The 16506-nt window shown below is 62.3% G+C and carries 5 protein-coding genes; 1 reads left to right on the top strand and 4 read right to left on the bottom strand.

Annotation, left to right across the window (positions count from 1 at the left end; all coding sequences use genetic code 11):
- Positions 1-167 precede the first annotated feature (167 nt).
- The 3 genes from PotMrB4_RS27505 to PotMrB4_RS27495 all read right to left on the bottom strand — a co-directional run bounded on the left by PotMrB4_RS27505 (position 168) and on the right by PotMrB4_RS27495 (position 15146).
- Positions 168-7400 carry an Ig-like domain-containing protein gene (locus PotMrB4_RS27505; RefSeq protein ID WP_172434976.1) on the bottom strand — a complete coding sequence of 2411 codons (7233 nt, stop codon included), beginning with the start codon at positions 7398-7400 and terminating at the stop codon, positions 168-170.
- 206 nt (positions 7401-7606) lie between these two features.
- A complete protein-coding gene (locus PotMrB4_RS27500) occupies positions 7607-8521 on the bottom strand; it encodes an OmpA family protein (RefSeq protein WP_172434975.1) in 915 nt (304 codons plus the stop codon).
- A gap of 64 nt (positions 8522-8585) precedes the next feature.
- Complete coding sequence (locus tag PotMrB4_RS27495; RefSeq protein WP_232060880.1) at positions 8586-15146, bottom strand: Ig-like domain-containing protein; 6561 nt, start codon at positions 15144-15146, stop codon at positions 8586-8588.
- On the opposite strand from PotMrB4_RS27495, the gene PotMrB4_RS27490 reads away from it, so the two are divergent.
- The gene (locus tag PotMrB4_RS27490) at positions 15090-15578 is read left to right on the top strand and encodes a hypothetical protein (RefSeq protein WP_172434973.1); all 489 of its coding nucleotides are present in this window, start codon (positions 15090-15092) and stop codon (positions 15576-15578) included. The genes PotMrB4_RS27495 and PotMrB4_RS27490 overlap by 57 nt on opposite strands.
- Before the next feature lie 53 nt (positions 15579-15631).
- Here PotMrB4_RS27490 and PotMrB4_RS27485 read toward each other — a convergent pair whose 3' ends face one another.
- Positions 15632-16300 carry a response regulator transcription factor gene (locus tag PotMrB4_RS27485; protein WP_172434972.1) on the bottom strand — a complete coding sequence of 223 codons (669 nt, stop codon included), beginning with the start codon at positions 16298-16300 and terminating at the stop codon, positions 15632-15634.
- Positions 16301-16506: the final 206 nt, after the last annotated feature.

Genomic DNA, 16506 nt, shown 5'->3' with positions numbered 1-16506 from the left:
TCACTCCTAACGGGCCTGTTCAGTGTGAAGCTTAGTTGCGACGCCGACGGATGGTTGACTAAGCAAGACTTCTTGAGTGGGGCGAGGACGTGACCGGCTTCACGTTCTCTGGCCATTGATGAGCCGACCAAGAAAAAGCCCGGCGCATAGGCCGGGCTTCGGGGGGGTTATACCAATTGTGTGGTCACGCCCATCTGGACAAGGAGCTCAGCCTCCAGGGAGCTGTGCTGCCAGACTTGGTAGCCCACGCCATCGACGTTGACATTGCCCTGCGACTGCCAGCGCCCCCCGTCGTTGGCCCCTGCCTGCTTCTGTAATTGGACCAGGTCGCCTGCATCACCCTTGACCAGCATCTGGACGTGGCCGCTGTTGTGGAACAGGTCAGTCTGGCCCTGGCTGAGTACATCTGCCGCCGAGAGTTTAAGGGTGTTGTTGCCGCTGCCGGTGATGTCCAGCACTTCGATGGAGCGGACCTTTCCGGCCAGCGCGGTGAGGTCCATGACCTGACCCGCGCCAGTCAGGGTGATGCAATCCATGCCTTCACCGCCATTGATTGAGGCGCCGGGTCCGTTGAGTATCCGTATGTCTGCCAGAAGGAAGGTGTTGTTGCTGTCACCACCGTAGTAGGGGTGTGCTGTCTGGACCGATTGTTCGGATGGAGGGGGAAGCAGTTCTATGGTGTTGCTGCCGCTGGGCGTACCACCAATCTCACCGGACACACCGTGGAATTTCAGCTCGTCGAGCCATATCAGCGGTGCTTTGCCGTCAATGCCCGGATCGTTGAATACCTGCACCTTTACCTGGGTGAAGGTCTGTCCGTTGGGCAGGCGCACGTCAATGTTGTGCAACGTGTTGTCCAGCTTGTCATTGCGTAGGTTGAGGAAGTGTACGGCTTTACCTGATGCGTCATAGAAGGTCAGGTTGACCGACTCGCCGAGCAGGTCGCCCAGCTTGGCAGTAAAGCGGTTGGCAGTCGTACTCTTGAGTTCGAGCGCCACCTTTTCAGTGATGAACAGGGCGGAGCCGGTGACCGGTGTACTCAGCTTGTAGTAGCTGTTCTCGATCCAGGTCCCGTTGAAAATCCCTTGCTGGGCAGTGGTCCTCAGGCCTTCGTCGCGGATGACGAAGCCACCTAGATCGATGGCCTTGTTGGTGCTGTTCAGGTTCGCGTGGCTGGTGTTGTCGAAGTTCTGCTCGTAGAGCCGAGTGTAGTCACCTGAGGTGACTTCGAAACGTATGTCATCCAGTGTGATGAAGGATTGATTGATGGCGTACTGGCTCGAAACCTGTAGCGAGACCTTTGAGAAGGTCACGCCTTCAAGCATGCGGATATCAAGACTCTCCCCGAACTGGCGCCCATTGAACTGTACAGAGTGGCTGTGAACCATCGTGCCTTGTTCGTTGTAGAAGTTCAGGCTGAAGGTTCCGTAGAAACGGGTCGTGTCGTACTCGCCAGGCGGCAGGGAGCTCATGAAGTGATTTTCACTGATGTTGCACTGAAGCCGGCTGGCGGAGCCGACCTTCAGGTCCAGCGTCACGATGTCGGACACCATCAGCACGGGTTTGCTGATGGGCAGCAGCGTGGGGTTCCGGTAGTTCGGGCCAAAGATGCCTTGCAGGACATTGCGGTCGTAGCGCTCCCCGGTGATGACCATGGTACCGACGTCGTAGCTGAAGTCCTTGAACAGTGGCAGATAGTGCCCTGCTGCGTTGAAGCTCTGCTCGAGGCCCAGAGCGCTGCTGACGGTGAGCTGCTGCGAAAGGTTGCCCACCTCATCGACCATCGAGGCCCCGTAGACTGCAGGAGGTGTTCCTGCGTTGGGGGCGCTGAGGTTGGCGCGACCATTGGCGATTTCCTGGGCAGACAGGCGATGACTGATGGCGGTGCCATCCACGGTGGCCTCGATCAGCGAGCCCACTCGGAAGTCACCCCCGTTGAAGCTGACCGTCAACACACCGTTGGCCCATGACACGTCGGTTGGTGGGGTGACCCATTGGTCAAGTACGACGTTCTTGATCTCTACTGGCCCGGTGCGACCCGCGTCATCGATCACGCGAGTCTGGATCGCCCAGTCGCTCTGGTGCGGTGTGTGGTCTGTGTAGCTCCAGCGACCGTTGCCCAGGTCCAGCGCATCGTGCCAACTGGCTCCATTGTCCACCGAGACCTGGATACGCTCGCCAAAGCCGAGCTGCCCCTGGACGCTCCCGCTGACGAGGCGGCCTGCCGAGCCGTCATTGGTGCGGAAGTCCTGGGTATCGGTGCCGCTGTCCTTGGTCATTTGGCTGATCAATGCGACAGCCTGGGGCACATAGGTGTCCACCTGGAAATCGAGCGGCGCACTTTCATCGCTACGGTTGCCGGCGATGTCCTGGACCTGGGTGCTGAAAGAGTGCAGGCCATCGGTCAGCGCGTCGGCCGGTGTAAATGTCCAGGCTCCATTCCCGGCAGCCGTGGTGCGCCCGATTTCCATTCCCCAGTCGTAGATGATGATGGTGCTGCCAGGCTCGGCAGTGCCGATGAAGGTGGGGCGATTGTCATCTGTCACCGTACCGGGGGTGATTTCGCCTTGTACCGGTCCCACATCGTCCATCAGCTTCTGCTTGGCTGAGGCAGGTGCTTGTGTGTCGACCTGAATGGGATAACGAGCGCTGTCCAGGCTCAGGTTACCCGTTGCCGAAGCGGCCTTGGCCGTGATGTTTTGGAGCCCATCGGCGAGGTCGGTGCCAGGCTCGAACGACCACTTGCCGTCGCTACCGGCCACTGTGCTGCCTATGACCTTGCCATTTGCCAGCACCATGACCGTAAGGCCTGCGCCTGCGCTGCCCTGGATCAGGGGGCGGGCGTCATCGGTGACGCCGCCACGCGGGACGTTTCCGATGATGCTGCCCTGGTCGTCGTAGACGCTCTCGATAGTGGGGCTGCTCGGGCGGCTGGAGGAGGCCAGGGTGAACGCAAAGGCATTGGAGGGCAGGCTGGTGTTGCCCGCCGTGTTGATCGATTGGGCACTCAGATTGTGGCTGCCCAGGGGCATGGGCAGGCTGGGTTCGAAGGTCCATTGGCCGTTGGTATCGACACGGGCCCTGCCGATCTCGACACCGTTGTCGAACACCACCAGTGTGGTGTTGGCTTCGGCGGTTCCGCTGATCAGCGGTCGCGAGTCGTCGGTGGTATCGCCTGGGTTGAGCGGGCCAGTGACATCGCCCTGGTCGTCGAAGACCTGTGTAATGACAGGACGTGCAGGGGCGAGGGTATCCACGCTGAACACGTGGTCGGCCGAGGGCAAGCTTGCGTTTCCGGCCTGATCGATCGCGATGGCGCTCAGCCTGTGTTCACCGTCTGCCAGAGGCAGGGTCGGCTCTACGGACCAGCGTCCATTGGCATCCGTCTGGGTCCGTGCGATTTCGCGGCCGGCGTCGTAGACCACCAGCGTAGACAGGGGCTCTGCTGTGCCGGAAATCAGGGGACGGGCATCGTCTGTGGTGCCGCCTTGGGCAATCGGGCCGGTGATGCTGCCTTGGTCGTCGAACACGCGCTCTATGGCGGGGCGGTCCGGTGCCCGGGTGTCTACGAGAATGGTGTGTGGCTTCGACTCGATGCTGAGGTTGCCGGCAGCGTCCACCGCCTGCAGGACAAAATCGTGCTGACCATCAGTCAATGCTTTCGGCGGAACATATTGCCAGCTGCCATTGCTGTCGACGATCACCTCGCCGATGACCTGGCCGTTGTCCTTGATGAGGATTCGATCACCCGGTTGGCCGTTGCCCGTTAGCGTAGGACGGTTGTCATCCGTGATGCCCTGGTGGGGGATCGGCCCCTGGAGAGGTCCGACGTCATCTAGCACCTTCTGCAGTGAAGGGGTTTCGGGTGCGATGGTGTCGATGACAATCACGTAATCCGTGCTCGGTGCACTGGTATTGCCAGCCGTGTTGGTGCTTTGCGCGGTCAGTGTCTGCGGGCCGTCAGCCAGCGGAGTCGCCGGGGTCAGCAGCCAGGTGCCGTTGGCATCTGCCGTGGTGGTGCCGATGATTTGACCATTGGCCTTGACCGTTACGGTGCTGTGGGCGGGAGCCTTACCGTTGAGTTGCGGCTGGGCATCATCTGTGACGCCGCCGCGCGGGACATTGCCGATGATGCTGCCCTGGTCGTCATAAACCCCTTCGATGGTCGGCGCATTGGGCTGCCCGGCAGCGACCAGGGTAAAGGTGTAGTCCGGCGACCAGGGGCTAGCGTTGCCGGCACTGTCGATGACCTGCGCCTTGAGTGCATGCGGCCCTGTGGTCAGAGGCGACTTGGGTTCGAATGTCCAGGTGCCGTTGGCTTCGACCGTGGTGCGACCGATCTCGCGGCCGTTGTCGAACAGCACGAGCGTGGTGTTTGGTTGGCCTCGTCCTGTTACCTGAGGCTGTGCGTCGTCAGTGATGCCGCCTGAGGGAATGGAACCTGTGAGATCGCCCTGGTCGTCAATCAGGCCGTCGATGCTGGGCGCAAGCGGGCGCCCGCCTGTAACGAGGGTGAACCCATGGGGGAGGGAGGCTGCACTGGTATTACCGGCAGCATCCATGGCGCGTGCGGTGAGACTGTGCGCGCCACCGCTCAATGGGCTGGAAGGCTCGAAAAGCCAGGTACCGTTGCTTTCCACGAGGGTGCGGCCGATCTCGATGCCGTTGTCGTAGAGCACAAGGGTCGAACCCGCCTCGGCAGTGCCGCTGATCAGCGGCTGTGCGTCGTCCGTGATGCCACCAGGTAGCACTGGGCCGGTGACATCACCCTGGTCGTCCAAGACTGAAAGGATGACTGGGCGGTCCGGCGCGGTGGTGTCGACGATGAGTGTGCGAGGGGGGGACTCCTGGCTGCGATTACCCGCCGCGTCAACCGCCAGGATGGTGAAGGTGTGCGTGCCTTCTGGCAGCCGATAGGGGGGTACGAACTGCCAGTTTCCGAGTGCATCGACCGTGGCTTCACCAAGGGGCTGGCCGTTGTCGCGGATCAGTACCCGCGCACCCGGCTGGCCTGAACCGACCAAGGTGGGCAGGGTGTCGTCAGTGGTGCCCAGGTGAGGTACGGAGCCTTGGATCGACCCAACGTCATCAATGACGTCCAGGAGTTCAGGCAAGCCCGGTGCGGTGATGTCAATGATGATCGAATAGCCGTTGCTCTCGGTACTGGTGTTGCCGGCTGGGCTGGTGGCCTTGGCCGTGAAGACGATGGTGCCCTCGGGCAACGGGCTGCTCGGTTCCAGAGACCATTGGCCACTGGTATTGGAGGTGGTTCGTCCCACCTCACTGCCATTGGCGTAGAGCGTGATGACCATGTTGGGTTCCGCGATCCCGCGGACCAGCGGCAGCGTATCGTCGGTCTCGCCGCCTTGGCTGACTGGGCCGACGATGCTGCCCTGGTCATCGACCACGCCAGTGATGGTCGGCGCCTGCGGTTGGCCGCCGGGCAATACGGTAAAGGGCAGTAGGTCGGACAATGCGCTGGCGTTGTCGGCTTGGTCGAAGACCCGGGCTGAAAGAATGTGCTCGCCCAGCTCCAGCGGTCGGGTCGGCTCGAAGGTCCACTGGCCGTTTGCGCCGATGGTGGTCCGGCCAATCTCACGGCCGTTGTCGTAGACACGGACCGTGGCATGGGGTTCGCCGGTCCCGGTCAGAATGGGTTGCGCATCATCGGTCACGCCGTTGAGCGCGATACTGCCGGTCAGGTCGCCTTGGTTGTCCTGAAGATCGATTACCTGCGGGCGGGCGGGTGGCGAGGTGTCGATCGACAAGCGGTGGGGTGGTGTTGTGATGCTGGTGGCCCCGGTGGCATCCATGGCCGTGATGGTGAAACTGTGTTCACCCTCGGCCAGGTTGGACTTGGGCGTAAAGCGCCAGTTGCCCCGGCTGTCCACGCGGGTTTCGCCCACCAATTGTCCTTGGTCATGGATCAGGATGCGCTGGCCAGCGGCACCCTTGCCGATGAAGGTTGGCCGGGCGTCGTCAGTGGCTTGGCGATCGGCAATGGGGCCATGGTCCAAGCCTGCGTCATCGCGAATTTCCAGCAGTTGCGGGGTGTCCGGCAGGCCAGTGGTCAGCTTGAACCCATAGGGGAGGCTTTCACGACTGAAATTCCCCGCTTCGCTTTGCGCCACGGCGGTCAAGGTAATCGCCCCGCTTTCAAGGGCGGCAGGAGGGGTTATGGACCATTGGCCGTTCTGGTCGGCGAAAGCGCTGCCGATGGCTTTGCCATTGGCGTAGAGGGTGACCTTCAGGCCTGCGGTTGCGCTGCCGCGTACCAGCGGACGGGGATCATCGGTCAGGCCGTCACGTGGAATGCTGCCAGTCACACGTCCGGCCGTATCCTGGAGTTCGTCGATGCTGGGGGCGGCGGGTGGCTGGGCAGACAGCACCTGCAACTCGAAAGCGTCGGAGGGTTGGCTGGTGTTGCCGGCCTGGTCAATTGCAAGGGCAGTGAGGCTGTGGATCCCCTGCGACAGGGGGATGGATGGCGTCAGGCTCCAGGATCCATCCGCCAGGGCTTGGGTGCGCCCCACTTCCTGACCGCGGTCGAGCACGACTACAGTGGCCAGGGGTTCAGCGGTACCGGAAATGCTGGGACGGGCGTCATCGGTACTCCCGCCCTGGGGAATCGGCCCGGTGATCTGCCCCTGGTCGTCGTAGAGGTCGTCGATGCTGGGCCGCCTGGGGGCCGTGCGATCTACGATCAGGCTGTGGACATCGCTAGGCTCGCTGAGGTCGCCCTGTGGATCTTGCGCCTGGATGGTGAAGTCATGGCGGCCCTCGGCCAATGGGGTGCGGGGGGTGAAGCTCCAGTTGCCTTGGTCGTCGGTGACGGTTTCCCCCAGCTTGCGATCACCATCCTTGATCAGAATGCGATCACCAGGCCGGGCCGTGCCCTGCAGGGTTGGGCGGTTGTCATCGGTTGCCTGTAGGTGGGCGACGGAGCCCTGGATCGTACCGATATCGTCAAGGATGTTGAGTAAGGTGGGGCGCGGAACATGGGCGAAAGGGGTAGCAGACAACAGTGCCGTGGCGATTGGTTCCGGCCCCGGCGAGAACTGGAGTGTGGCTCCGTCATCCAGGCGGGCCTCCAGGGCCTCAGCGCTGACATAGATGTGGTGCGAGCCATCATGTCCACGCACTCCCAAGGTGCCTGGGGTGCTGAAAAAATCCTGGATGACCAGCCAGGGCTGCTCGGTGCCTAGCTCAAGGTCCTGACCCCGGCGTTGCATTTCGGGCCAGAGTAGAGTGTCGCCCTGGCTGCTTGTGTCGAGCAGGTAAAGTGCGCCGGGCTGTGCCATCACTTGCGTGGTCGTGGCGGCAGTCGTGGCTGAGGGAGCTTCAAACCGCCTGGTCGTGCCGTTATGAAGGATATGGACGCTAGCGTTGCTGGTGCTCAATGGGGGGTCCTCGCGGTGTGACTACCAGCGGTAACCACGACGAGGAAAGCGTCTATCGATACCGCGGGCCTGGGTTTCGGGGCGCGGATTCTTTCGTTCCAGAGGCGTTCGCCGATACGAGATTTGTCTCAAAAAGCCGTGTGGTCATCCAACCGTAGAACCTGGCCTACAGGCCAGGTTCCGGTGTGTGTTCAGTGGGTACTGCGTTACTGGCTGACGTCCACACGCACCACCACACGGCGGTTAGGTGCGTAGCAGTCGACCCGCGCAGCACGCGAGCCCACGCACTCGCTCACCACCAACTCGGTACTGCCCATGCTGGCCGTTTCCAGCACGCTTTCCGGGATACCGCCATCCACCAGCAAATCGCGTACGGTCTGGGCACGCTGCAGACCGAGCGCAAGATTGGTTTCTGGGCGGCCGATGGGGTCGGTATGGCCGACGACGAGAATGCGGCGCAGATTGGCATGCTCTCGGTGGAGCGTGGCGATCAGATCACTGATCGCCCGCCGTCCAGCACGAGTCATATCCTTCCTATCGGACTTGCCGAAGGCGAACAACACATCGCCGGACAGGGCGTAGTCCTTGTAGACAGGCACTGCAACTGGCTCCGACGCAGGGGCTGTTTCTACGCAAGTTTGGATATTGGATGCTCGCGAGAGCAGATGAGCCTGTCGGCGCGTCTGGGTCAGCCGGGGCTCGGCCTCCTGACGCGAGAGGGGCAGGGGGCGGCCCGAGGCGAGTTCGACCTGCATGAAATAGGTCTTGCCTCCCTCAAGGTTCAGTTCGAATGGAGTGTTTGCCTTGCCTGGATAGGCTGGGCTCTCGCTCAGGAACGTTCCCAGGGTGTGCTGGCCTGGGCTCAGGCAAAAGCGAGTGAAACCGCCGTTTAGCAAGCTGGTATGCAGTTCTCCATCTATGTACAGGAGCGCGCCGTCTGGGCTGACCTGATTGCCATCGAGACGGTAGTAGATGACCTGTGCCTGATCCACGCTTGGTTCAGGCGTCGAACTGTAAGGCTCGTCAAATGCTCGTTCGGAAAGTGCTGCCGAGGCAACGGGAACGCAACTGATGGAAAGGGCCAAGGCAAGCGATGGGAGCGCGTGTTTCAAAGTGCTCATGGAGTCTCCGCGACCCCCCGCAGGGGGTCGTTCTATTTGAAGAGGGATAGGGGCAGGTCAGGAGTTATGCCAGCGGGAACGGTGGGTTCGTCTCCAACTGCTCCCAAAGCTGGGTGTCGATCACGGTGTGCGCCCAGCGTGGTTCGGCGCTGTCCTGCGTGTTGGCTTCCTTCGGTGTCATGGCCTCCAAGGCGGGCTTTGAGGCATCCGGACGGAACAGTTCGGTGTCGTCTTGACCCAGCACGTCCTCCAGGGACAGTACGCTGCGCCCGGTCAGGGGCAGGTCAGGGGCGCCAGCTGTTTCCGGTGCCATCCGACCCAGCGAGGAGGTATCGACCGTGATCCGGTAGTCCTCGGAGACCTTGCCCAGCAGGCCCGTTTCGCTCATGGCCTGGAAGGTGATCACATGGGGGCCGTCGGCGAGGGGCTTGTCGAATGCATAGCGCCATTCGCCTTGCGGATTCACTTTCACCTCGGCAATGACGTCGCCGTCCACGGTGATGAAGATGCTGTCGCCTTCCCTGCCTCTGCCGATGATCAGTGGCATGGCGTCATCGGTGGTTTCACCGTAACCCAGCTCTCCCTGTTTGATGCCCACATCGTCGTGAATCTCTGCCGAGGGTGCGGGAGGCACCGAGGTATCGATGTAGATGATGTAAGGATCGCTCAGCTCGCTGAAGTTGCCGGCAGCCGTGGTCGCTCGAGCCGTGAGGTTGTGGTAGATGCCGATGCTGCCCAGATCGACCTCCAGCTCCCAGCGACCGTTCTGATCGGCGATCACCTCGCCGACAAGGGTGTACAGCGAGTAGAGCTTGACCAATGTGCCCGGTTGCGCGGTGCCATGTACCAGCGGGCGTGTGTCGTCGGTCAGGCCTTCGTGCGGCACATTGCCGACGATTCGGCCTTGATCGTCATACACCCCCTCGATGACGGGCTTACCGGGTGTACCCGACTCGAGCTTGGTGAACTCCCTTGGCTCAGAGGGTTGGCTGGTATTGCCGGCCTTATCGGTCGCAGTGACAGTGAGCGACTGCGGGCCGAGCGCCAGGGGAACGGACACGAACAGACGCCAGAAGCCAGTGGCGTCTGCCTTGCTCTGACCCACGACGGTGCCTTCTGCGTTGTACATGATGACAGTCGAGAAGGGTTCGGCCGTACCAGTAGCGATGGGGACCTCTTCGTCGCTGACGCCGCCTTGGGGAATGTCCCCGACGACATGGCCGCTATTGTCCTGAAGGGTCAATATCACCGGCGGCTCGGGGGGCGTCAGGTCAATGAAGATGGTCTCATCGTCCACCATCCAGCCCGACTCCCGTCCATTGGCGGTGGTCGCCTTGACGTTGAAGTCATGGCGCCCTTCCGACAGGGGCGTCGAGGGCGTGAAGCTCCACTCACCCTTCTCATCCACCAGCGTTTCGCCAATGATCGTGCCGTTGTCCCGCACGATGATCCGGTCGCCCGGTTGGCCCGTACCGACCAATGTCGGGGTTCGGTCATCGGTGGTGGTGTTGTGGTAGACGTTACCTTGTACCGGCCCGGTATCGTCGACGATGCGCTCCAGATAGGGCCGCCATGGGGCAGAGAAATCCAGATTCAGCTCGAATGGCGCGCTAGGCTCGCTCAGGTTCCCCGCGCTGCTTTCGGTGCGTGCCGTGAGCACGACCAGTCCTTCATCGAGATCGGCACGGTCGAATGTCCACTTTCCGTCACTGCCAGCAGTCGCTGTGCCGATGAGTTCGTCATTGGCATAGATATTCACTTTCGCGCCAGCGTCTGCACTGCCCGCGATCAGCGGTGTCCAGTCATCGGTAATGTCGCCCGGTTGCAGGTAGCCAACGCGGATGTCCTCATCGTCATAAACGCTGTCGATGGTTGGGGCGTTCGGCTTGACCAGTGGTGCCACCGTGAAGTGGAAACCCGTGGAGGGACCGCTGATGTTCCCAGCCGGGTCGATAGCCTTGGCTGTGAGCAGATGGGCTCCGTTGGCCAAGGGTTGGGTAGGCTCCAAGCTCCAGTTGCCGTTGGCATCGGCCACGGTCCGGCCGATTTCCACACCGTTGTCGTAGAGCACCACCGTAGCGTTCGGCTCCGTCCAGATACCTGAAACGGTGGGGCGATCATCATCGGTGGTTTCACCGGGGACAAGGTTGCCGGTCTTGCTGCCCTGGTCGTCGTAGACGGCCGCAATGTAGGGCGGTGCCGGCGGCGTGGTGTCGACGATGACGGTGATGGTGTCGGAAGGCGGGCTGGTGTTGCCAGCCGGGTCCTTCACCACGATGCCGATGTCGTGTTCCCCCTCGCCCAGGGGCTGGTCAGGAGTCCAGGTCCAGTTGCCGTTGTCATCGACCACGGTGTTGCCCGCTTCGTTGCCATCGACGATGACCCCGATGGTGTCGCCGGGCTTGCCGGTCCCACTGAGGGTGGGGGTGTCGTCGTCGGTGGTGTCGCCATCGTGGATGGGGCCGGTGATGGGACCCTTGTCGTCTTCGACGAGCACATCATTGATGTCGGGCTTGTTCGGCTGGCCGTTGTTGGCGAGCACGAAGTCGAAGCCGGCGGAGGGCACACTGACGTTGCCGGCCTTGTCGATGGCCTGGGTGGTCAGGGTGTGGTTGCCGTTGGCCAGGGGCAGTTTGGGCTCCAGGGACCAGTTGCCATTGGCATCGGCGGTGGTGCGTCCGACCTCCTTGCCGTTGTCGTAGAGCACGACAGTGGCTTGCGGCTCGGCGGTGCCGGAGACGGTGGGTTTGTCGTCATCGGTGGTTTCGCCGGCGACGAGGTTGCCGGTCTTGCTGCCCTGGTCGTCGTAGACAGTCGTGATCACCGGTGCGTCCGGGGGTGTGGTGTCGACGATGAAGTCGAAGGGGTCACTTGGGGCACTGGTGTTGCCAGCCGGGTCCTTCACCACGATGCCGATGTCGTGTTCCCCCTCGCCCAGGGGCTGGTCAGGGGTCCAGGTCCAGTTGCCGTTGTCATCGACCACGGTGTTGCCCGCTTCGTTGCCATCGACGATGACCCCGATGGTGTCGCCGGGCTTGCCGGTCCCACTGAGGGTGGGGGTGTCGTCGTCGGTGGTGTCGCCATCGTGGATGGGGCCGGTGATGGGACCCTTGTCGTCTTCGACGAGCACATCATTGATGTCGGGCTTGTTCGGCTGGCCGTTGTTGGCGAGCACGAAGTCGAAGCCGGCGGAGGGCACACTGACGTTGCCGGCCTTGTCGATGGCCTGGGTGGTCAGGGTGTGGTTGCCGTTGGCCAGGGGCAGTTTGGGCTCCAGGGACCAGTTGCCATTGGCATCGGCGGTGGTGCGTCCGACCTCCTTGCCGTTGTCGTAGAGCACGACAGTGGCTTGCGGCTCGGCGGTGCCGGAGACAGTGGGTTTGTCGTCATCGGTGGTTTCACCGGGGACAAGGTTGCCGGTCTTGCTGCCCTGGTCGTCGTAGACAGTCGTGATCACCGGTGCGTCCGGGGGTGTGGTGTCGACGATGAAGTCGAAGGGGTCACTTGGGGCACTGGTGTTGCCAGCCGGGTCCTTCACCACGATGCCGATGTCGTGTTCCCCCTCGCCCAGGGGCTGGTCAGGGGTCCAGGTCCAGTTGCCGTTGTCATCGACCACGGTGTTGCCCGCTTCGTTGCCATCGACGATGACCCCGATGGTGTCGCCGGGCTTGCCGGTCCCACTGAGGGTGGGGGTGTCGTCGTCGGTGGTGTCGCCATCGTGGATGGGGCCGGTGATGGGACCCTTGTCGTCTTCGACGAGCACATCATTGATGTCGGGCTTGTTCGGCTGGCCGTTGTTGGCGAGCACGAAGTCGAAGCCGGCGGAGGGCACACTGACGTTGCCGGCCTTGTCGATGGCCTGGGTGGTCAGGGTGTGGTTGCCGTTGGCCAGGGGCAGTTTGGGCTCCAGGGACCAGTTGCCATTGGCATCGGCGGTGGTGCGTCCGACCTCCTTGCCGTTGTCGTAGAGCACGACAGTGGCTTGCGGCTCGGCGGTGCCGGAGACAGTGGGTTTGTCGTCATCGGTGGTTTCACCGGGGACAAGGTTGCCGGTCTTGCTGCCCTGGTCGTCGTAGACAGTCGTGATCACCGGTGCGTCCGGGGGTGTGGTGTCGACGATGAAGTCGAAGGGGTCACTTGGGGCACTGGTGTTGCCAGCCGGGTCCTTCACCACGATGCCGATGTCGTGTTCCCCCTCGCCCAGGGGCTGGTCAGGGGTCCAGGTCCAGTTGCCGTTGTCATCGACCACGGTGTTGCCCGCTTCGTTGCCATCGACGATGACCCCGATGGTGTCGCCGGGCTTGCCGGTCCCACTGAGGGTGGGGGTGTCGTCGTCGGTGGTGTCGCCATCGTGGATGGGGCCGGTGATGGGACCCTTGTCGTCTTCGACGAGCACATCATTGATGTCGGGCTTGTTCGGCTGGCCGTTGTTGGCGAGCACGAAGTCGAAGCCGGCGGAGGGCACACTGACGTTGCCGGCCTTGTCGATGGCCTGGGTGGTCAGGGTGTGGTTGCCGTTGGCCAGGGGCAGTTTGGGCTCCAGGGACCAGTTGCCATTGGCATCGGCGGTGGTGCGTCCGACCTCCTTGCCGTTGTCGTAGAGCACGACAGTGGCTTGCGGCTCGGCGGTGCCGGAGACAGTGGGTTTGTCGTCATCGGTGGTTTCGCCGGCGACGAGGTTGCCGGTCTTGCTGCCCTGGTCGTCGTAGACAGTCGTGATCACCGGTGCGTCCGGGGGTGTGGTGTCGACGATGAAGTCGAAGGGGTCACTTGGGGCACTGGTGTTGCCAGCCGGGTCCTTCACCACGATGCCGATGTCGTGTTCCCCCTCGCCCAGGGGCTGGTCAGGGGTCCAGGTCCAGTTGCCGTTGTCATCGACCACGGTGTTGCCCGCTTCGTTGCCATCGACGATGACCCCGATGGTGTCGCCGGGCTTGCCGGTCCCACTGAGGGTGGGGGTGTCGTCGTCGGTGGTGTCGCCATCGTGGATGGGGCCGGTGATGGGACCCTTGTCGTCTTCGACGAGCACATCATTGATGTCGGGCTTGTTCGGCTGGCCGTTGTTGGCGAGCACGAAGTCGAAGCCGGCGGAGGGCACACTGACGTTGCCGGCCTTGTCGATGGCCTGGGTGGTCAGGGTGTGGTTGCCGTTGGCCAGGGGCAGTTTGGGCTCCAGGGACCAGTTGCCATTGGCATCGGCGGTGGTGCGTCCGACCTCCTTGCCGTTGTCGTAGAGCACGACAGTGGCTTGCGGCTCGGCGGTGCCGGAGACAGTGGGTTTGTCGTCATCGGTGGTTTCACCGGGGACAAGGTTGCCGGTCTTGCTGCCCTGGTCGTCGTAGACAGCCGAGATCACCGGTGCGTCCGGGGGTGTGGTGTCGACGATGACGGTGATGGTGTCGGAAGGCGGGCTGGTGTTGCCAGCCGGGTTCTTCACCACGATGCCGATGTCGTGTTCCCCCTCGCCCAGGGGCTGGTCAGGGGTCCAGGTCCAGTTGCCGTTGTCATCGACCACGGTGTTGCCCGCTTCGTTGCCATCGACGATGACCCCGATGGTGTCGCCGGGCTTGCCGGTCCCACTGAGGGTGGGGGTGTCGTCGTCGGTGGTGTCGCCATCGTGGATGGGGCCGGTGATGGGACCCTTGTCGTCTTCGACGAGCACATCATTGATGTCGGGCTTGTTCGGCTGGCCGTTGTTGGCGAGCACGAAGTCGAAGCCGGCGGAGGGCACACTGACGTTGCCGGCCTTGTCGATGGCCTGGGTGGTCAGGGTGTGGTTGCCGTTGGCCAGGGGCAGTTTGGGCTCCAGGGACCAGTTGCCATTGGCATCGGCGGTGGTGCGTCCGACCTCCTTGCCGTTGTCGTAGAGCACGACAGTGGCTTGCGGCTCGGCGGTGCCGGAGACGGTGGGTTTGTCGTCATCGGTGGTTTCGCCGGCGACGAGGTTGCCGGTCTTGCTGCCCTGGTCGTCGTAGACAGTCGTGATCACCGGTGCGTCCGGGGGTGTGGTGTCGACGATGAAGTCGAAGGGGTCACTTGGGGCACTGGTGTTGCCAGCCGGGTCCTTTTCTACGGTGGTGATGCTGTGCGCGCCTTCTTCGAGCGGTACGCTCGGCGTGAAGCTCCACTGGCCGCCGGAATTGATGTCCACGCGACCGATCAGGCTGCCCTGATCGTAAATATCGATCACGTTGCCTGGCGTTCCCTGGCCATTGAAGGTAGGGCGCGTGTCATCGGTAGCATCGTGGGGGGCGAGCGGTCCGGTAACACTGCCGACAGTGTCGATGACACTTTCCAGTTTTGGGGTCGGCAGCTCTGTCTGATCCGGCAAGACGGGCTGCGCCTCGTTGCTGCCGCCGGAGGTTCCGCCGCCACTACCACCGCCTCCACCTCCACCCCCACCTCCTCCCAGGCCGGCTGCGGCTGCTCCGCCCAGACCTAAGGCGCCGAGCCCCCAGGCTGTTGGCCAGAAGATGCCTCCGGCTGCTTCCAGTTCGTCGAGTCCGCTGATGGTTTCGATGCCGAGAGCGTGAGGGGAGGAAACGTCGTTGACCAGGAATGCGGCTTCATGCTCGCTTTCACCATCCGAAGCGACGAATGGGTGATACACGCCGTCTTCCGCCATACCGATCAGTTGTCCGGGGGCGGTGTAGAAGCCTTCGATGATGAGGTCGGGCTGGTCAGCAGGTGCATCTTCCAGGTGGACGAGCAGATCATCGCCTTGCCGCGTCAGGGTGATGTTCTCGGGGGCTATTCCCTGATCACCTTCTGCGAGGATGTATTTACCTCCAGCAATGGCTTTTACTCGGATGACTTGGCCGCTGGTGGGGCGTATCTCTTCGGTTTGGCTGATCTTGACGCCATCTATGACGGCTACTCGGACGGTATTGCTGCTCACGGGATGTCCTCGCATGCACGGGTTCCTGTTGCACTGGCAATCACGGGGTGTTTGCCAGGCGAGGTCTCCGGAACCGGGGGAAAACTCGCGGAAGGCGCGAATTCTTCATTCCTGTTCTCGGGCCCGATACGAGATTTGTCCCAAAAAGGGCGGCCGTAGGGCAGGAGGGAGCCGTCTACCGGCTCAGGCGGATGGTTGTGTGAAGCGGCGTGTCAGAGGTTGCCTAGTTCGTCTTGGTACTTGAACAGCTCTGCATCCGTGCGAATGCCAAGCTTGCGAAAGGCGGATTGCTTCTGTCCGCTTACCGTTTTTCGGCTTCGGTTGAACTTGGTGGCGATCTGCGAAACGCTCATGCCGGCCAGGCAGCAGCGGATGACTTCATGCTCGCGCTGGGTCAGCGGAGTGCTCGGTGAGGTTTCGGTGCTTCCTTCCTCACAAGCCTCGGGAAGACTCTTGATCTGATAGGCCATTTCCCGGGTGAGATAGATTCGCCCACTGGCGACTCGCCGAATAGCTGCCAGCAGTTCGTCGATCTCCTGGCTTTTGCCCACGAATCCCATTGCGCCGGCTTTGAGCGCAACTTGAACAATGGCCGGGCGCTCGATGGACGACGACACCAGGATGTACATCTCGGGGTAGCGGGCGCGCAGGATCCGGATCAGTGCCTGGCCGTCCACTTCACCTTCGCCCAAGGAGTAGTCCATCAGCAGGACATCGGTCTCTGTGCTGCGCAAGGCATCCAGCAGGCTGCGGCTCGAGGCATACAGTCCCGTCAGCTCGAAGTCCGGCTCGGCCGATAGGCAGAGCTGCAAGGCTCTACGGATCAGTGAGTGGTCATCCAGTACGGCTATGCGTATGGGGGGCTGTTTGGACCATCTCATCATTCACATCCATCTGGGCTGTCAGTGCGCTGACTGCGAGGCTTTCCACTGGACTGACCTGACTACCATGGCGTCGCTCAGCGAGCCGCACTGAGTAAAAAGGCGCGCATTCAACGCGCTCCGCCGAAACAGGGTCAAGAACTGTTGTTTTTCATTTGACTACGAGGGAGTTGCGTCGTGTTGGTCCAGCGTCGTCTCCGAATCCT

It is taken from the genome of Metapseudomonas otitidis (assembly GCF_011397855.1).
Classification (GTDB): domain Bacteria; phylum Pseudomonadota; class Gammaproteobacteria; order Pseudomonadales; family Pseudomonadaceae; genus Metapseudomonas; species Metapseudomonas otitidis.
The sequence above is the reverse complement of the archived record's forward strand: the minus strand, read 5'-3'. Positions and strand labels throughout refer to the sequence as shown.

What these genes read in the sequence shown, in the direction of transcription:
- PotMrB4_RS27500 (WP_172434975.1), bottom strand. Translation starts at nt 8,521, where the DNA reads ATGAGCACTTTGAAACACGCGCTCCCATCGCTTGCCTTGGCCCTTTCC.
- PotMrB4_RS27495 (WP_232060880.1), bottom strand. Translation starts at nt 15,146, where the DNA reads ATGGCGGAAGACGGCGTGTATCACCCATTCGTCGCTTCGGATGGTGAA.
- PotMrB4_RS27485 (WP_172434972.1), bottom strand. Translation starts at nt 16,300, where the DNA reads ATGAGATGGTCCAAACAGCCCCCCATACGCATAGCCGTACTGGATGAC.
- PotMrB4_RS27490 (WP_172434973.1), top strand. Translation starts at nt 15,090, where the DNA reads ATGCTCGCTTTCACCATCCGAAGCGACGAATGGGTGATACACGCCGTC.